Origin of the sequence: Bradyrhizobium sp. B039, from assembly GCF_038965675.1 — a bacterium.
GTDB lineage: Bacteria > Pseudomonadota > Alphaproteobacteria > Rhizobiales > Xanthobacteraceae > Bradyrhizobium > Bradyrhizobium diazoefficiens.
Genome location: NZ_CP152416.1, coordinates 4,789,435 through 4,807,327, shown reverse-complemented (window position 1 = coordinate 4,807,327; position 17,893 = coordinate 4,789,435). Strand labels below are relative to the sequence as shown.

Sequence of the window (17,893 nt, the reverse complement as noted above, 5' to 3'; positions counted from 1 at the left end):
ACAACTCACGCTGCTGCGGCGATGCGCAGGTGATCGGCGATCCAGCGATCGAGATCGGCAAGCGCCAGTGCGCTCATCGCCTGCTTCTTGGCCACCGTCTTCTCGTTACCGCGCAGGCGCGTGCCGTCGGGCTTCTTCGTCGGGGCGCTCGCAAGCGGCGGGAACAGGCCGAAATTGATGTTCATCGGCTGGAACGAGCGCGTGCCGGGCTCGATGGTCTCGATATGGCCGCCGGTGATGTGGCCGAGCAGCGATCCCAGCGCGGTCGTAGCAGGCGGGCTCGCCAGCGTCTCGCCGCGGGCATCGGCTGCTGCGTAAAGGCCGGCGATCAGGCCGACGCTGGCGGATTCCACATAGCCCTCGCAGCCCGTCATCTGTCCAGCAAAGCGCAGCCGCGGTTGCACACGCAGCCGCAGCTGGCCGTCGAGCAGCTTTGGCGAGTTGAGGAAGGTGTTGCGATGCAGGCCGCCGAGGCGGGCGAACTCGGCCTTCTCCAGCCCGGGGATGGTGCGGAAGATGCGCTGCTGTTCGCCGTATTTCAGCTTCGTCTGGAAGCCGACGATGTTGTAGAGCGTGCCGAGCTTGTTGTCCTGGCGCAGCTGCACGATCGCGTAGGCCTTCGTTGTCGGATCGTGCGGATTGGTGAGGCCGACCGGCTTCATCGGGCCATGGCGCAGCGTCTCGGGGCCGCGTTCCGCCATCACCTCGATCGGCAGGCAGCCGTCGAAATAGGGCGTGTTGGTCTCCCACTCCTTGAACTCGGTCTTCTCGCCGGCGATCAGCGCGGCGACGAAGCCCTCATACTGCTCCTTGGTCATCGGGCAGTTGATGTAGTCGGCGCCGTTGCCGCCGGGGCCGACCTTGTCATAGCGAGACTGGAACCAGGCCACCGACATGTCGATGGATTCGCGGTGCACGATCGGCGCGATCGCGTCGAAGAAGGCGAGCGCGTTCTCGTCGGTCAGTTCGCGGATGGCGTCGGCCAGCGGTGCGGAGGTGAGGGGCCCGGTCGCAACGATGACGTTGCCCCAGTCGGCCGGCGGAAGGCCTGCGATCTCGCCACGGGCGATCTCGATCAGGGGGTGGTCGTTCAGCGCCTTGGTGACGGCCGCCGAAAAACCGTCGCGATCGACCGCCAGCGCACCGCCGGCGGGAACCTGGTTGGCATCGGCCGCGCGCATGATCAGCGAACCGAGGCGGCGCATCTCCGCATGGAGCAGGCCGACGGCGTTGTTGGCGGCGTCGTCCGAGCGGAACGAATTGGAGCAGACGAGCTCGGCGAGTCCGTCGGTGCGGTGCGCCTCGGTCATGCGGTCCGGCCGCATCTCGTGAAGCACCACGGGCACGCCGGCTTTGGCGACCTGCCAGGCGGCTTCTGAGCCAGCAAGGCCCGCGCCGATCACGTGCACAATATTGGAATGGGGTCCTGTCATGGGGCGGACAGGTAGCGCTTTTCGGCGGTCAGTGGAATCGCCGAGATCGAGTTTTCTGCCTTCAGAAACGACAACGCCCGCACGAGGCGGGCGCTATCGGTTCGTCCGGTGAAGGGCTGAACGATATCAGCCCTGATACTGACCGGCGGCAACGCGCGGGATGTCCGAGCGATCAAGGCCGATGTCGGCCAGTTCGCGATCGCTGAGCTGGGACAGCTCGGCAACATTGCGCTGATAGTCCCGGAAAGCCTGGATCATGCGGATGAGCGAGAGCAGCATTGGTAGTCTCCTGTAGTTCGATTCAGCCCTTGCCCGGGCGTCATCGTTGAAATGAATATAGGTGAGAGTGGTGCACTGCGAAAGTTCCGATGTTGCGATGCAGCTAAGCGAAGGACGCATGGCATCGGTAAGGGGCGATTAACCTCTTGGCAGTCCCGCCCAAGAGCTGGGCGCCAGCCGTTGTAGATTGCAATAAATCTCCGTGAGATCACGGGTTTATGCCGACCAATGCGGTTCCCGTGACGATGGAAATATGTTGCATTCCGGTGACCTGCAAGGCGATGTGGCAGCTTGTAAGCCCAAGTCTCGCATGCGCGAATCGCATGAAGCGAGATGATGTAGAAATGAATAAATATTCATATCATTTGTGGATTACGCCGGCCTGACGGAGTCCGCCGACGCCGGGGGATGGGAGCGGCGATTTGCTCGATCCTGCCACTGGGGCCGCCGAACGGCTTGCGGCGAAGCCGGATATCGAGCGCCGGTCGCCCGGGAGCCGAGCGCGTTCGTCGTTGATGCGGTGCACACACGCCAAGGGTGTGAGCGCTTGATTACAAGGTTGTAATGAAAATCAGAATTTCCGCATGCGGCTCTGCGCCGCGCGCAACATCACGCAATTCTCGCGGGGAATTTATTGCGGCAAGTTGCCGCGTCGGCAGCAAAGTCGTGTCGCAGATTCCGGCAATGTCGCTGGGTCTGTCCCAAGAAGAAGAGAAGGAAAGTAACATCATGACGAAGTTACTCGGGGTTATCGCCATTGCTGCCGTCGCGTTCGCCGTCGCGCCGGCCCAGGCCGCCAAGCACGCCATGGGCGGCTGCAGCGGATCCAATCTGGAGAAGACGGAGACCGCGATCGAGAACATGGCCGACGGCGACAGCAAGTTCGTCGCGCAGAAGGAGATCGCGGCGGCGCAGGACTCGCTGCTCAACGGCAAAATGGGTGCGTGCGGCGCGCATCTGAACAAGGCGATGCACGCCACCATGGGCAAGTAAACGCTTCAAGAGAGGGCCGGTCGCCGGGCGATCGGCCCTACGCTTTTATCAGGGGATCTTAAGGGGCGCGCGCGAGCTGGGTGGCGAAATAGGCGACGGTCTTGGAATAGACCTCGCTCTTGTTCCACTGCTGTAGCACCGCGAAATTCGGGCTTCCCGGCTGCCAATCCTTGCCACGCTGCCAGCCATAGCCGGCGAGGTAATTGGCGGTGGAGGCGAGCACGTCGGGCGCGTTGTGCAGGAGATCGCGCTTGCCGTTGCCGTCGAAATCGACGGCGTATTTCATCCAGGACGAGGGCATGAACTGGGTCTGGCCGAGCTCGCCCGCCCAGGCGCCCTTCATGTCGGCGGGTGCGAGATCGCCGCGCTGGACGATGCGCAGCGCATCCATCAGTTCGCCGCGGAACTGCTCGGCGCGCCGGCAGTCATAGGCCAGCGTCGCCAGCGAGCGGATGGTTGCGAACTTGCCGGTGTTGACGCCGAAATCGGTTTCCAGGCCCCAGATCGCGACGAGCACCTCGCCTGGGACGCCGTAGGTCTGCTCGATGCGGGACAGCACCGAGCCGTATTGCTTCATCATGTTGGAACCGCGCGTCATGCGCGGCGGCACCATGCGGCCGGAAAACTCCTCGAAGGTCTGGGTGAAGACCTTTTGCGAGCGGTCGCGGTTGAGCACGCTCTGATCGAGCGTCACGCCGGCGAGCCCGGCAGCAATGGCCTGCTGTGAGATGCCTTTGGCCGCGGCGTCGGTCTTGAAGTCAGCAAGCCATGCGTCGAAATTGCCCGAGCCGCAGGCAACGGCGGCGAGCGCTGGCTGGGCGGAGAGGATTGACGTGGTGAGGGCTAAGGCTGCGAGAGCGAGACGAGAAATCGTCGGGGTCATCAGATGAAATGGATTCCGTGAAGTGATCTGACCGGCGAGGTGCAATCTCGGTCGGAACCGCGGCCAAAGCAAGGCGCATGACGGGGGCCGGTCCCGCCCGGAGCCGGGCAGGACCGGATGTCACGAGATCGTTAGGCGTCTGTCCGATTCCGCCACGGGAAGAGGTTGGCGGGGAAGTCGGCGGCGGGCTTGCGCGGACGATGCGGCGGAGGCGGCACAGGCCGGGCACCGGGATCGGACACGATCACCTTGCGGTAGAGATGCCAGGTGGCATGGCCGAGCAGGGGGATCACCACGGCGAGCCCCAGGAACGCCGGGATCGTGCCGAGCGCCAACAACACCGCCACGATCAGGCCCCAGGCCGCCATCGGCACCGGGTTTTTTGCGACAACGCGCAGTGAGGTGACCATGGCCTCGAACGCGCCGGCATGGCGGTCGAGCATCAAGGGGAACGACACGGCGCTGATGCAGAGCGCGGCGAGCGCGAACAGGAATCCGGTGCCGCAGCCGACCACGATCAGCCACCAGCCCTGCCGGGTCGTCAGCACGCGCGTAACGAAATCCGAGATCCCGGTCACGCCCTCATAGCCGAAGGCTGCGACATAAATCGCCTGTGCGGTTGCAACCCAGGTCACGAACAGGGCGAGCAGCAATGTGCCGAGACCGAGCATGGCACCGAACGAGGGCGAGCGCAGCACCTCCATGGCATCCCAGGCGCTGGCCTCTTCATGGCGTTCGCGACGGCTCGAGAGCTCGTAGAGACCCAAGGCAGCGAAGGGCCCGATCAACGCGAAGCCCGCAGCCAGCGGAAACAACAGCGGCAGCACCGAATAGCCCATCACCACGCGGGCGAGCACGAGGCCCAGCACCGGATAGATCACGCAGAGGATAATGGCGTGGCTCGGAACCGCCTTGAAATCCTCCCAGCCGCGCCTCAGCGCGTCATGCAGGTCGGATAGCTGGATGGTCCGGATGGTTGGTCCCGCCGCATCAGCGGGCGGGGCCATTGTGGGCACATTGCCCTGGTAGAGTGTGGCCATGGTCGCTAGCTCCCTTGCCATGCGGCCGCATCCAGCGCCGGCAAACGGCGCAAGCGGCCGCTCTTCTTGGATGATCGCGATCCCAACCAGGCGCGAATTCCGGAAGGCATCGCGAGCTGAATAGAAACCGTACTCTCAATTCCGAGTCCTGTCCCTCACGCTTGGGTGAGATTCGATGCCGCACCGCAACCTCGACGATGTCATTCGGCCGTCATTTCGCCGCAGATAAGCTGATGCTGGTTGTCGGTTCGCATGATCCGCGGGCGCAACGCAGAAACTTCGTCTATAAGTGCCACTCAAGGCCCTTCCAACGGATCCTTTTCGGGGAGAAGACATGAGCATTTTCGGGAAAATCATGAGCGCGATCTTCGGTAGCCAACCGGCTTCCGCCGCGCCTGCCGGTGGCGCAGCGCCGGCCGGTGCCCCCGCAGGGGCCGCGCCGGGCGCATCGGCGCCGGCAGCCGCGCCCATGGCGTCCGTCGACGTCGCCGCCATCGTCGACAAGGCGGTCGCCGCGCACAAGGGCGAGAAGCTGGAATGGCGCACCTCGATCGTCGATCTCATGAAGGCGCTCGACATCGACTCGAGCCTCGCCGCGCGCAAGGATCTCGCCCGGGAGCTCGGCTACAGCGGCGACACCAACGATTCCGCGAGCATGAACGTCTGGCTGCACAAGCAGGTGATGTCCAAGCTCGCTGCCAATGGCGGCAAGCTGCCGCCTGAGATCAAGCACTGACCGATCGCTCGGACGCAGCCAAGGGCCCGCGAGATCGCGGGCCCATTTGCGTTCAGGCAACGAGGTCCGCGTCCTCCGGATGCTTGTCGAGATAGTCGACGACGAAGCCGCAGCCGGCGATCACCTTCCTGCCGTCGCGGCGGATCAGCTCCAGCGCGCCCTTGACCAGCTCGGAGGCTATGCCGCGGCCGCGCAGCGCGCGCGGCGTCTCGGTATGGGTGATGATCACCGCCGACGGCGTCAGCCGGTAATTGGCGAAGGCGATGTCACTGCCGACATCGAGCTCGAAGCGGCTCCTGTCTTTGTTGTCGCGTACCGATGCCGCCATGCGTAATCCTTCCGAAGCGATGTCTGCGCTCTGATCTAGGCGCCTGAACCCGCCCTTGCCAAGGTGCGACCAAGGGAGGTTGCCGCAGGGGAGATACCCGAAAAATGCGCGTCCCGCTCAGCATCATGGCGTTGCTCGCTGCGCTCGCCTCGACGGCGCCAGCGCCGGCGTCGGCCGAAGGCGGTCCGGCCTGGGACGCCTGCGTCGGATTGACGAGCACGCCGGACGAACGGGTCGCGGCCTGCTCGAGCGTCATTGACACGAAGAGCGAGACCGGCCGCAGGCTCGCCGGCGCCTATTGCAACCGCGGCCATGGCCTCACCGAGAAACGCGAGCTCGATGCCGCGCTGTCCGATCTCGACGAGGCGGTCAGGCTCGATCCGGCCTACGCCTGCGCCTACAACAACCGCGGCCGCGTCTACAGCTTCAAGCGCGACTATGATCGCGCCATCGCCGATTACGACGAGGCTATCAAGCTCGATCCGTCGCTGGCGCTCGCCTACAGCAATCGCGGCGAGTCGCGCTTCAACAAGGGCGACCTCGACGGTGCCATTGCGGATTTTGACGCGGCGATCAAGCGCGATCCCAACTATGCCACCGCCTACGCCAATCGGGGCTTCGTCTACGCCCGCAAGCACGACACGGCGCATGCGCTCGCCGACTACACCATGCGGATCAAGCTTGCGCCCGATCTGCTCGCCTATATCGACCGCGGCAACGTGTATCGCGACAACGAGCAGCTCGACCGCGCCGCCGCCGACTATGGCGAGGCGATCCGCATCGCACCGACAGATGCGCGCGGCTGGCGCAATCGCGGCATGATCCGTCTCTTCCAGGGCGACAACAAGGGCGGCCTCGCCGACTACGACAAGGCGCTGCAATACGATCCGTCCGACGTGTTCTCATGGAGCAACCGCGGGCAGGCCCGCTTGCGGCTCGGCGACAAGCAGGGCGCGATTGCAGATTTCCGGAAGGCGCTGGAGTTGCGGCCCGGACTGCCCGTCGCGCATGATGCACTGCGAAAGCTTGGGGCGCTGTAGCCGGTGTGAATTCTTGACCCGTTGGACGTCACGTGGCGACCGCAAAAAATCCTCAGTGTCGCTCTTGCAAGTTCCACCGCGGTTCCCACGTCCTTGAGAGGACATACGCCCGAATGCGGCCGGCACGGTCGCTAGACATTCGGAGTGTCGTGATCGCCAGCCGCAGACGTATGCCTCTTTTGCAGGAGGTTACGATGTCGGACTTTGGTTTCTTGAATACTCATCGAACATGGGAAGACTGGTGCGGGATGCTGCTCGGTGCGCTGATTGCTGCGTCGCCGTGGTTCCCAATCCAGGTTAGCTCGGGGATTGCCGGACACGACACGATGGTCCTGAACACGGTCGCAGTCGGCCTCGTCGTATTTGGCCTCAGCCAGCTCGAATATGTCGCCTTGCAGCGCTGGCAGGAGGTGGCGACCATCCTGGTCGGGCTGTGGCTCATTGTCTCGCCCCTGGTGCTTGGCTATTCCGGCGAAGGTTTTCTCCGGATCTACCACACCAGTCTGGGCGCAGTGGCGGTGATCCTGGGCGTACTCCAGTTGTGGCAGGACTGGGACATGAGTGACCAGGATTTACTGAAGCATGGGCAATAGGCTGCGGATTTCGGCAGGCCCGCCGCGCGATCGGTGGGCCTGCGCTCGCTCATCTCTTCACCAGATCCGCATAGTCCGGGTGCTTCTCGATCCACGCCTTCACGAACGGGCATTGCGGGATCAGCTTCAAGCCGGCGGCGCGGACCTGATCGAGCGCGCCTTGCACTAGTTTCGAGCCGACGCCCTTGCCGCCGAGCTCCTTCGGTACGTCCGTGTGCTCGAACGTGATGACGTTGCCGTCGAGCTTGTAATGTTCGGTCGCAAGATATCCCTCCACCTCCAGCTCGAAACGGTGATGGGCCTTGTTGTCGATGACGTCGCTCATGTCGTCTCCGGTCAGCTCTTCAGCGAGTCCGTCAGCATCTTGCGGATCGACCAGGCTTCGCCGTCGGAGGAGCCCTTGATGTCGTCGATCCGCCAGCTCCCAGCCTCGCGCACGAAGTCGTAACGCACGATCAGGTCGGCGGGTTTGCGGTCGTTGCGGTGCCCAGTGATGGTCACCGCAAGTATCGCCTTGTCGGCCTCCATCTTCTCGGCGTCAACCTTGAACGACTTCACGTCCGGTTCCTGCGAGTTGGTGACGGGATCGAAATCGACCGGTCCGACGTCGCCCTTGCGCGTATGCGCATCGGCCTTGGCCCACAGCGCGACCAGGGCCTTGGAGAGATATTTGGCCTTGGCCGCCTTGTTCTCGATGATGAAGGCACCGCCGCCATCGCCCTTGCCCTTGGCGGCGCGGGTGTAGATCGCAGTCAGAATAGCGAGCGGTTCACTGGTTGCGGGAGCCTGGGCGAGGGCGGGGCCGACGCCGGCGAGGAGGACAGTAGCGATGAGGCTGCGACGGGTGAGCATGGAGTGTCCTGGTTGGGGTGCGCACGTCAGTAGAGCTTGATTGCGCCCGGCAGGTTCAAACGCGAAGGCCGATCAGAGCGGCTCTGATCGGCCTCGGCCATGCGTGCACGGGTCGGCGGACCCAGGGCGTCTTGATCAGTATTTGGCGACGACGGGGCCGGCCGAGAAATGATAGTTGACGCCGACCCGGGCGATCTGCTCGCGGAACGGGGTCGATGTCGTGAACACGATGGCCGGAACGGTGGAGGAGGCGACGTTCAGCGTCCGCCGGCCAAGGTCGACGTAAAGGTACTCGGCCTTGAAGCTCCAGTTCGGCGCGAACATCACTTCGGTGCCGGCGCCGGCGGTCCAGCCGGTGCTCGTCCCCGAGGAGGCGCCGCTGGCGCAGATGGTCGCGCCCACGATGCATCCGCCGGTCACGTCGGTGGTGCTGAACGAGGATTTGGTGCGGCCATAGGCGAAGCCGCCGGTGCCGTAGAGCAGCCATTGCGGCGCTACCAGCACGCCGACCCGGCCACGCACGGTGCCGAACCAGTCGATGCCCTTGCTGACCGTCGTCGAGGTGGCATCGAAGCCGACCGGTGCGAGCGCCTGGGTGGTCGTGCCCTTGACGTCCGCGCCCTGGAAGTCGGCCTCGAGGCCGACCAGCCATTGCGGGGCGACCTGCCAGTTGTAGCCGGCCTGGACGCCGCCGATCACGCCTTTCGCCGACGGCGACAGCGCGGTCGGAAATGAACCGGCCGCAACCAGCGCGGCGAGCGGGGCCGCCAGTGCCGGATCGGTCGACAGGACGGAAATACCCGTGGAGCCCGTGCTCCAGTCGTAGCCGACATTGCCGCCGACATAGAAGCCATTCCAGGTCTGAACCGGGGCGATCGCCTTCACCGGCATTTTATAGGTCGGGGCAAGATCCGCGGCATGTGCCGTCCCCCAAGCCGCCCCGACAGCCACGACGCCCGCAAGCACAAGTTTCTCGAAATTTTTCATTGGCCCAATTCCCCGATTCCGACGTGGTTTTACGCTACATGGCGGCTGAACGCTGTGACCAATTGGCAACTCCGGGTCGGGATCGGAGCGCCTTCAGGCTGGATCGCACTCAAACCAGATGGAAATTGGCCGAGGTCAGGCTTGCCAACGCGGTGTTGGTGATGGTGACCACGTGAGTAGCGTCGAGCGTGAGCACGGTGTCCGCCCCAACCTGATGCAGGTCCGCGAAGACGTTGGCGAGACTTCCGAACTGCGACGCCTGCAGCTGAATGTCGTTCAGGGCCGTATGGAAGTTGTTGATGGTGTTGTGACCGAAATCGCCGGCGAACACGAACGTATCCCGGCCGTAATTGCCGGCAATCAGCGTGTCGCCGGGGCCGCCGATCAGGATCTCGTGGGCGTTGAAGGTCGAGGCGGCCGTGATGGTGGCGCCGCCAGCGCTGCCGTCGAGGACGGTATTGCCATAACCGGTGGTGGCGGATCCGCCGGCGGGAACGAGCACGAAGTTCTGGTTGCCGCCGATCACCTGGACGGTCAGCGTCGATGTCGAGGGCGCCGCATGGCCGTTGCTCGCGGTGTAGGTGAAGTTGTCGTAGGCGACGCCGGTGACGCCGCCGCTGGCAGCGTAGGAATAGCTGCCGTCGGCATGCACCGTGAGGCTGCCATAGGCGCCTGCGATGCTGTGATCGACGGCGCCGGCGAGCCCGTTGACGGCGCTGACCACGACGTGATCGGCGGGGTTGGTGTCGGTGTCGTTGGCGAGCAGGCCGTGCGCGGCATCGGCGGTGACGGTCTGGCCGGCGACGACACGGTTGCTGTCTGCGTGCGCCGTGACGAGTGAATCGATCACGGCAAGTCCGGTGAATGTCGTGGCGATATTGCCGAGATTGGCGGCGTTGCCGGCGAGGTCGCCGATCGCTCCGCCGTGCAGATCTATGCCCGTGACCGCCAGCGCAGATGTGAGCGTGTCGCCGGCTCCCACCGTGTAGTTGAACACGAGCTTGCTGGAATCATGCAAGGCCGCGGTCGCAGCCGCATCGAAGGTGGCGATGCCGTTATCGTTGAGCGAGAGGGTGGGCGCACCGCCCGACAAGGTCACGGCTTCGGCGAGAGCGACCGTGATCGTGACAGACTGGCCGGCTCCGACCGCGCCGCTCGCGGGCGATGCGCTGACGGCGACGATATCCGGCGCGTGCGTGTCGATCTGCAAGATCCCGGCGGGGTTGACGGTGCCGCCCGGCAAGGTGAGATCGTTTCCGGCGAGGTCGCGGATGGTCCCTGCATTGAGCAGGATCTGGTTGACCGAAAGATCGCTCGTGTTCTCACCCGCAGCCACGAGATAGCTGAAGGTCAGCACGCTGCTGCCGCTGCCGCCCGCATAGGTCGCGACGCCGCCATCGTTGAGCTGCATGGTCGGCGTGCCGCCGGTCAGATCGACGTTGACCGCTTCGCTGAGATTGAGCGTCAGGATGACGCTATGGCCGGCGTTGAGATCGCCGCTGCCTGCGACGATGCCCGCGCCCGAGGTCGCGATCGACATCACCGTCGGCGCGATCGAATCCACCCGAACGCCGGCGGTCGAGCCGACATTGTTCAGCGTGAGCACGGCGGCGTTGCCGACCGCGTCCTTGATCGTGCCGCCATTGAGAACGATCGCACTGCCGAGCGCGACGCCATTGGCATCGCTCTCGCCGGCAGCCACCGTGTAGCGGAAGGTCAGCGAGGAGGCGCTGCCTTGGCCGACATATTGGGCTTCGACGAGGCCACCGGTGTCGAGCATGATCGCGACTTCCGGGGTGCCCGTCACCGACACCGCCTCGCTGAAATTGACCGTGAAGTCGAGATTCTGACCGGCGACGTAGGTACCGTTCGCGGGCACGCTCACCGACGTCACGGCCGGGGCCGTATGCTGAACGGTGTAGACGTCGCCACCGGTGAATCCGTTCGCCACGGCGTTGCCGGCGGCATCGGCAATGCCGGTGCCTGAAGCGTTCAGGTCGAGGCGCAGCGTGCCGTCGCCGGTCACGCCGTTGACGGTCACGGTATAGACGTTGCCGCTGACGGGCGTCACGACGATGCCGGTGTCGGTGACACTGCCGGTGCGGGTCGCCGTGAAGTCGCTCGCATCGACGCCGGTGACGTCTTCCGAGAACGTCACCGTGAACTGATCGCTTCCGGCATTGTTCGGGTTCGAGCCGTTCGCGACGATCGACGAAACGCTCGGAGCGGTATGTCGAATGGTGTAGACGTCGCCGCTCGAGAAGCCCGCGCTGGCGCCATTGCCGGCAGTGTCGGTGACGCCGCTCGAGCCGCTCTTGAAATCGAGGCGCACGGTGCCGTCGCCGGTGACGCCGCCGACAGTCACCGTGTAGGTCTTCCCGTCGGCGGAGGTGATCTGGCTGATGCCGGTGGTGGAGAGGGCGATACCACCCGGTGTGTTGGTCGTGGTCAGGGTGAAATCGGTGGCGGTCAGGCCGCTGACGCTCTCCGAGAAGGTCACCGTGAACTGTTCGGTGCCGGCGTTGTTCGGGCTGGCGCCCGACGCGGCAATCGACGTCACGGTCGGAGCGGTGTGATCGATCGTGTAGGTCTGTCCGGTGAAGCCGGCAAATATGGCATTGCCGGCGCGATCGGCGATGCCGGTGCCGGACGCGTTGAGCTTGAGGCCTAGCGTGCCATCGCCCGTGACGCCGGTGACCGTCACCGTATAGACGCTGCCGCTGAAGGGCAGCACGACCATCCCGCCATATGAGACGGACCCGCCGGTGACGATAGTGAAGTCACTCGCGTCGACCGCGCTCACGATTTCGGAGAAGGTGACGGTGAAGGTATCGCTGGTCGCGTTGCTCGGATTGCTGCCGGCGGTATTGATCGACGAGACCACAGGTGCGGCGGTGTCGATCGTCAGGTGCAGGTCGGTGGCTGTGCCGGCCAGCACGGCATCGTTGCCCGAGCCGTCCTTGATGGTGCCGCCGTTCAGGAGAAGGTTCTGCACCTGCAGATCACTGCTGCTGTCGCCGGCCTGCACCGTGTAGCTGAACGTCAGCGCGGTGCCGCCGCTGCCGCCTTGATAGGTCGCGATCACATTGTCGCTGAGCTGGAGCTCTGGCGCGCCGGTGACATTCACCGGGTCGGTGAAGGCCACCGTAATGGTGACGACCTTGCCGGCATTGAGATCGGTCGCATTGCCCGTCGTCGCCGCCGTGACCGAGCTGACGAGCGGAACGTGGAGCAGATTGACCGTGCTGGTCGCGGTGTTGCTGGTCCCGTTGCTGGAGGAGCCGTCGGTCACGGTCCATTCGATGGTCCGGGAGCCGGGCGCGGTCGATCCGGGGGCGCTGAACGCGATCGATTCCAGCACGGTCTGGTAATGATCGAGCGTGTCGGTGCCGCTCAGCGTGAGCAGGCCGGTAGCGGCGTTGTAACTGCCGGTGATGTTGTTCTGGCTGATGAAGCTCAACGCATCGCCGCTGACGAAGCCGCTGGCAATCTTGATGGTCGCGCCGGTCAGATTGCCGCCACTGTCGGGGTCGGCGACGATCAACGTGCTGTCGAGCAGGGCTGCCACACTGCCGACCGGATAGTTCAGGCTGGCACCTGCGGTGACGGTCGGCGCGGTATGGACGACGCCGAGCACGCTCGCCGTCAGAGGCACCTCGCTCGAGATGAGCGTTGTGGAGGCGGTGCCGTATTGCTCGCCGAGCTCGACCTGATTGCCCTGGGAGTTCGTGCCCACGCTCGCGACGGCGCGACCGGTCAGGTCCGGGAGGGCGAAGGTGGACTGGCCGTCGCCGCCATAGGTCGTTCCGATGAGCGCAAACAGGACCTGGTTCTGTGAGATCGACAGTAGCTGGCCCTGGCACTCGGCCCAGCCGTGCGCCAGCATATAGTCGAGGTCCGTGCCGTTTCCGGCGTAGGAAATGATCTCGCCGACCCATGGAGCGGAGTCCGAGTACGAGCCGCTCTGGGAGGGAAATATTCCTTCGAGAGAGATCAGACAGTGCAGAGCGATGGAAGGCTGGTAGTTGCTGAAGTCGGCTGAAGCCCCGACTGGATGGGGCAGGTTCAACGTCGAGAGCGTGGTCGTGTCCTGGCCGATGACCGTGCCAAGTTGGAAATCGCCGATCGAGTTCGTTCCGACCCCGATGATGGTGCGGCCGGTGAGGTCCGGCAGCGCGAACGTCGTGACACCATCGCCGCCATACGTCGTGCCGATGGCGTTATAGAGGTTCGGATAGTCGGCGATGTTCAGCACCTGGCCAGCCGCCAGCAGATATCCTGTCGGCGCAAAATTGCTGAGAAACGGGACAATTTCGCCGGCTACGTCGAGCCAGTTCGAGGCTGAGCTCGCGCCCGGTCCGCCGGTGTTGATGAGATAGTTGATGGTCAGCGAAGGCTGGTCGTTGGTGAAAGCCTGCCCCGCGCCGAAGCCCGAGGGCAAGTTCTGGGTCCCCAGCGTGACCGTGTCCGTGCCGTAATTGGCTCCGAGCGAAAGATTCGCGCTGTTCTCGGAGCCGACCGTGAGCTTGGCCTGGAGGTTGGGTAGCTCGAAGGTCGTCTGTCCGTTGCCGCCATAGGTCGTGCCGAACAGCGAGAACAGGGCGGTGTTCTGGGCGATCGACAGCAGCTGCCCGCTGGCAAGCGCCGTGTGGTTGGGAGCAAGGCTTCCGGCGAAGGTCCTGATGGACCCGAGATCGATGGTGCCGGGATCGGACGTGCCGTCTCCATGCGAGGGATAGGTGCCTTGAAGCGGGATCAGCTGGGTCAGCCCGAGTGAGGGCTGATCGTTGTTGATCGGGGATGCCGTGATGTTCGTGTTCGTCCCGTCCGACACCTGCCAGGTAATATCGCGAACCTGGTGCGTGCCGCCGTCGGTCGGATCGCCGTTCCCCGAAAAACTGTAGGTGATCGAGCGCAGCGCATCCTGATAGTCGGCGACCGTATCGCTCCCGCTCAGGGTGAGGATGCCGTGCGCGGCGTCGTAGCTGCCGTGAATGTTGTTCTGGTCCGTGAAGTTCAGCGTGTCGCCCGCGACGAAGCCGACGAGACTCACCACGGCCGATGAGAGTGTTGAGGAGGCGCTGTCCGTTACGATCAGGTTCGGTGCGATGGACACGGCGGCGCCACCGCCGTGGAACGTCGCTGACGTGCCGGGGGTCAGGCCGATGATGCCGAGCGTCGTGCTGAAATTTGCAAGCGCCTGCTCCGCGAAGGGCGCGCTAACGGCAGCCGCTGCCGGGGTGGTCGAGACGTCGAGCGTCCAGCTTGCGGGATCGGCATTGCCGATCACATGCGTCGCCCCGTCGACGGTGACGCCGCCGGCATAGGCGGAGAGGTCGGCGATGAACTGGCTTCCGGTCGCGCCCGCGGCCGTGTCGCAGGCATAGAGGGCGAGAGCTCCGTCGGATGCGAGCGAGGCGCCGATCGCGGAGAGTACGGCGGCATCGTTCGCGAGGTCCGCGTCGTGGATGACGGATGAGCCGATCTCAATCTCGCCCGGAGCGCCGTGACCGACGATCGAGATCGACGCGAGCCCGGTCAGGCCGTTGTTCTTGAGGATGGTTGCGATCTGGGCGAAGCCGTCGCTGGCGCCGTTGAGGACAAAGGCCTGTTCGTCCGGGGCCAGCCCGTCCAGCAAGGCATCGATGTCGGAAACGCGGGAATCAATGAAAACAACTCTTCCCATACTCACCACATTCCACGCCGAAACGGCGCATATCCACCCGGGAGCCAGCCGCCGGGCCAGCCAAACAAATGCATTAAGCAGCGATTAACTAGCGTGAAGCTTGCGCCGGAACAAGCCTGCGCGCGGCACATGCAACCGGAGCGCGACCGCCGTCCTGCGAGGCAAATGTCGCGTTTTTCCGCGTTTTTTGGCGATAGTTGTTTGAAAACGAGACATCGCGCAGGGCGCAGCGCTTCGCCGTAGATCAATGGCGGTTGATCATTGCGCGCACGATCGCACCGATCCGTGTCGGCGCGCGTGACCGGCTCGTTGCCCACCGGCTCCGGCGCGGCGGTCTCCCGGCCTGGCTCGGCCGCTTCAATCCGGTGTGTTTCAGTCCGCGGCCTTGGCCACGCGCGTGTCCTCGCTCGGCTGTTGGCGGACGCAGCCCTGGCAGATGACGAGGGCGCGGTTGACCCTGGCGTCCTGCTCGGCCTCGATACCGTCCTGCGCCTGCCACCATTCCTTCGAATAGGGCTGAAGTCCGGCTTGCGAACTGTTGCGCTCGGATACCGCGGCGGATCGCGTTGTTCGCGATGGCCCCGAGGCGGGGCGCTGCTGATTGGGATCTTCGCCCGCACCATCCCAGGCAAAGCGGGCAGGCTTGAAGGCCGGATCGGAAGCGAGATGCGCCTGCGGCGCGACGGCACATCCGGCAAGCGCCAGCGACAACAGGAGGAAGGCGGGCGCTTTGACCATGATGCGGCACTCTGTACGCGAGAACTGGCTGAGGTTGCGCCGATCATGTTTAAAAATCCCTGAACGCCTGCGGCATCGCCGACGACCAATGCGCATGCGCTGTTTCATCCTCCTGCTCGCTCTGCTCGTCACCGCTGCGCGCGCCGACGACGCAAGACCATTCAACCCGGCCGACTATCCAGCCGGTGTGCAGAAGGCGCTGCGCTACGCCAACGAGGAATGCGACAGCCAGGACGGTGGCGCGGTAACCTTTGCGCCGGACACGGTGCGCCGGATCGACCTGACCGGTGACGGCCGCGACGACTACATCGTCGATTTCCGCGACACAAAATGCGGGGAGCGCGAGACCACTTATTGCGGAACCGGCGGCTGCGTCATGGACATCCTGGTGACGCTGCCGGATGGCAGCGTGCGCCCCGTGTTCGACGGCTATGTCCGCAGCTACAAGATCGTGACGTCGCCGGTGAAGCGCGGCGCCGCGCGCACCATCCGGTTCGATCTGCATGGCAGCTATTGCGGTGGTTTTGGCGCGCAGGCCTGCGTCAAGGAGAAGACGATCACGGCGACGCCGTTCGCGTTCAAGCAGCCGTAGAGCAGGTGCGCGGCCGGCGGCCTTGCGGGGGTGCGGGCGTTGGCGATAAATGGGCTGCAAGGAGCGGGCGGCTTGCGCGCCGTCCGCAGTCGAAGAGGAAGCCCCATGCAGCCCCTGCGCATGTCCCGCCGCGTCATGAATCTCGCTCACATGCTGACCCAGAATGCGCGGCGGCATGGATCGCGTCCCGGTTTCGTCTGGGGGGACAGGTCCTGGACCTGGCGCGAGATCGACGCCCAGGTCTCGGCACTGGCGGCGGCGCTCGCCGCGCGCGGCATCGCGAAGGGCGACCGCATCCTCGTCCATTCCAAGAATGGCGACGAGATGTTCTTCTCGATGTTCGCAGCGTTCAGGCTCGGTGCGGTCTGGGTGCCCACCAATTTCCGCCTGATGCCGGACGAGGTCTCCTACCTCGCCCAGGCCTCCGGCGCGAAGGCGTTTCTGTGCCACGTCGATTTTCCCGAGCACGCGGCGGCCGTGAGCGGCGGTGCGCTCGCGTTCACCTGGAGCATTGACGGCAAGGGCGCGTTCGGTGAGACGTCGGTTGCAGATGCCATCGCATCGCATGCGGGGCACGTGGTCGAGAACGTCGCTGTCGAGCACGACGATCCCTGCTGGTTCTTCTTCACCTCCGGCACCACGGGCCGCTCCAAGGCCGCGGTGCTGACCCACGGCCAGATGGGCTTTGTCGTCACCAACCATCTCGCCGACCTGACGCCTGGGGTCACCGAGAACGACGCCTCGCTGGTGGTAGCGCCGCTCTCGCATGGCGCCGGCGTGCATCAGCTGGTGCAGACCGCGCGCGGTGTACGCACCGTGCTGCTGCCGACAGAGAAATTCGACATCGACGAGGCGTTCCGCCTGATCGAAAACCATCGGGTCAGCAATCTCTTCACCGTGCCAACCATTCTGAAGATGATGGTCGAGCATCCCGCCGCCGACAAATACGATCACTCCTCGCTGCGTCACGTGATCTATGCCGGCGCGCCGATGTATCGCGAGGACCAGAAGGCCGCGCTGAAGAAGCTCGGCAAGGTCATCGTGCAGTATTTTGGACTGGGCGAGGTCACCGGCAACATCACCGTGCTGCCGGCGGCGCTGCACGACCCCGAGGACGGCCCGCATGCGAAGATCGGCACTTGCGGCTTCGAGCGCACCGGTATGCAGGTCTCGATCCAGGACGACGAGGGCCGCGAGCTCGGGTCGAACCAGAGCGGCGAGATCTGCGTGATCGGTCCTGCGGTGCTCGCCGGCTATTACGACAACCCCGAGGCCAATGCGAAGGCGTTCCGCAACGGCTGGTTCCGCACCGGCGATCTCGGCCACATGGACGAGGAGGGGTTCGTCTACATCACCGGCCGTGCTTCCGACATGTACATCTCCGGCGGCTCCAACATCTATCCGCGCGAGATCGAGGAGAAGATATTGACGCATCCCGCGGTCGGCGAGGTTGCCGTGCTCGGCGTGCCCGATGCGACCTGGGGCGAGGTCGGCGTCGCCGTCTGTGTGGCGCGCGAGGGTGCGAAGGCTGTGAGTGAAGCGGAGATGGCGGCATTCCTGTCGCCAAAAGTGCCGCGCTACAAGATGCCGAAGCGGTTCTTCTTCTGGGAGGCGCTGCCGAAGTCCGGCTATGGCAAGGTGCCGAAGCGCATGGTGCGTGACGAACTCGAGGCGCGCGGATTGCTCGACCTCGACAAGACGAAAACAGGCTGA

The 17,893-nt window shown here is 64.7% G+C and carries 16 protein-coding genes; 6 read left to right on the top strand and 10 right to left on the bottom strand.

Features of this window, described 5'->3' with window-relative positions; genetic code table 11:
* Positions 1 to 5: 5 nt before the first annotated feature.
* On the bottom strand, positions 6 to 1,433 hold the full coding sequence (gene trmFO, locus AAFG50_RS22470; RefSeq protein ID WP_028171857.1) for a methylenetetrahydrofolate--tRNA-(uracil(54)-C(5))-methyltransferase (FADH(2)-oxidizing) TrmFO: 1,428 nt from the start codon (positions 1,431 to 1,433) through the stop codon (positions 6 to 8).
* Positions 1,434 to 1,559: 126 nt separating this feature from the next.
* Positions 1,560 to 1,712: a DUF1127 domain-containing protein gene (locus AAFG50_RS22465; protein WP_007590701.1), complete on the bottom strand. Its 153-nt coding sequence runs from the start codon at positions 1,710 to 1,712 to the stop codon at positions 1,560 to 1,562.
* Between the two features lie 666 nt (positions 1,713 to 2,378).
* Between AAFG50_RS22465 and AAFG50_RS22460 the strand changes: the two genes are divergently transcribed.
* On the top strand, positions 2,379 to 2,705 hold the full coding sequence (locus AAFG50_RS22460) for a hypothetical protein (RefSeq protein WP_028171858.1): 327 nt from the start codon (positions 2,379 to 2,381) through the stop codon (positions 2,703 to 2,705).
* Positions 2,706 to 2,763: 58 nt separating this feature from the next.
* Here AAFG50_RS22460 and AAFG50_RS22455 read toward each other — a convergent pair whose 3' ends face one another.
* A complete protein-coding gene (locus AAFG50_RS22455) occupies positions 2,764 to 3,588 on the bottom strand; it encodes a lytic murein transglycosylase (protein WP_011087492.1) in 825 nt (274 codons plus the stop codon).
* A 131-nt stretch (positions 3,589 to 3,719) separates the two neighbouring features.
* Positions 3,720 to 4,628 (bottom strand): DUF2189 domain-containing protein, encoded by a 909-nt coding sequence (locus AAFG50_RS22450; RefSeq protein ID WP_028171859.1) that lies wholly within the window; start codon positions 4,626 to 4,628, stop codon positions 3,720 to 3,722.
* 334 nt (positions 4,629 to 4,962) lie between these two features.
* Here AAFG50_RS22450 and AAFG50_RS22445 point away from each other — a divergent pair, with 334 nt between their 5' ends.
* Positions 4,963 to 5,364: a DUF3597 domain-containing protein gene (locus tag AAFG50_RS22445; RefSeq protein ID WP_028171860.1), complete on the top strand. Its 402-nt coding sequence runs from the start codon at positions 4,963 to 4,965 to the stop codon at positions 5,362 to 5,364.
* Positions 5,365 to 5,416: 52 nt separating this feature from the next.
* Here AAFG50_RS22445 and AAFG50_RS22440 read toward each other — a convergent pair whose 3' ends face one another.
* Positions 5,417 to 5,692: a GNAT family N-acetyltransferase gene (locus tag AAFG50_RS22440; protein ID WP_028171861.1), complete on the bottom strand. Its 276-nt coding sequence runs from the start codon at positions 5,690 to 5,692 to the stop codon at positions 5,417 to 5,419.
* Positions 5,693 to 5,796: 104 nt separating this feature from the next.
* Between AAFG50_RS22440 and AAFG50_RS22435 the strand changes: the two genes are divergently transcribed.
* Both AAFG50_RS22435 and AAFG50_RS22430 read left to right on the top strand, forming a co-directional pair.
* Positions 5,797 to 6,732 carry a tetratricopeptide repeat protein gene (locus AAFG50_RS22435; RefSeq protein ID WP_028171862.1) on the top strand — a complete coding sequence of 312 codons (936 nt, stop codon included), beginning with the start codon at positions 5,797 to 5,799 and terminating at the stop codon, positions 6,730 to 6,732.
* A gap of 194 nt (positions 6,733 to 6,926) precedes the next feature.
* Positions 6,927 to 7,325 carry an SPW repeat protein gene (locus AAFG50_RS22430; protein WP_028171863.1) on the top strand — a complete coding sequence of 133 codons (399 nt, stop codon included), beginning with the start codon at positions 6,927 to 6,929 and terminating at the stop codon, positions 7,323 to 7,325.
* 49 nt (positions 7,326 to 7,374) lie between these two features.
* Here AAFG50_RS22430 and AAFG50_RS22425 read toward each other — a convergent pair whose 3' ends face one another.
* From AAFG50_RS22425 to AAFG50_RS22405, 5 genes are all read right to left on the bottom strand, one after another.
* On the bottom strand, positions 7,375 to 7,650 hold the full coding sequence (locus AAFG50_RS22425) for a GNAT family N-acetyltransferase (protein WP_028171864.1): 276 nt from the start codon (positions 7,648 to 7,650) through the stop codon (positions 7,375 to 7,377).
* An 11-nt stretch (positions 7,651 to 7,661) separates the two neighbouring features.
* A complete protein-coding gene (locus tag AAFG50_RS22420; protein WP_028171865.1) occupies positions 7,662 to 8,177 on the bottom strand; it encodes a DUF3828 domain-containing protein in 516 nt (171 codons plus the stop codon).
* Between the two features lie 135 nt (positions 8,178 to 8,312).
* Complete coding sequence (locus AAFG50_RS22415; protein WP_011087483.1) at positions 8,313 to 9,164, bottom strand: outer membrane protein; 852 nt, start codon at positions 9,162 to 9,164, stop codon at positions 8,313 to 8,315.
* A 109-nt stretch (positions 9,165 to 9,273) separates the two neighbouring features.
* Positions 9,274 to 14,850, bottom strand: a complete 5,577-nt coding sequence (locus tag AAFG50_RS22410; protein ID WP_053815132.1) for a tail fiber protein — start codon at positions 14,848 to 14,850, stop codon at positions 9,274 to 9,276.
* Between the two features lie 372 nt (positions 14,851 to 15,222).
* Positions 15,223 to 15,588 carry a hypothetical protein gene (locus AAFG50_RS22405; RefSeq protein ID WP_028171867.1) on the bottom strand — a complete coding sequence of 122 codons (366 nt, stop codon included), beginning with the start codon at positions 15,586 to 15,588 and terminating at the stop codon, positions 15,223 to 15,225.
* Positions 15,589 to 15,682: 94 nt separating this feature from the next.
* On the opposite strand from AAFG50_RS22405, the gene AAFG50_RS22400 reads away from it, so the two are divergent.
* Together AAFG50_RS22400 and AAFG50_RS22395 are read left to right on the top strand one after the other, a co-directional pair.
* On the top strand, positions 15,683 to 16,180 hold the full coding sequence (locus tag AAFG50_RS22400) for a hypothetical protein (RefSeq protein WP_028171868.1): 498 nt from the start codon (positions 15,683 to 15,685) through the stop codon (positions 16,178 to 16,180).
* Between the two features lie 105 nt (positions 16,181 to 16,285).
* A complete protein-coding gene (locus tag AAFG50_RS22395; RefSeq protein ID WP_028171869.1) occupies positions 16,286 to 17,893 on the top strand; it encodes an acyl-CoA synthetase in 1,608 nt (535 codons plus the stop codon).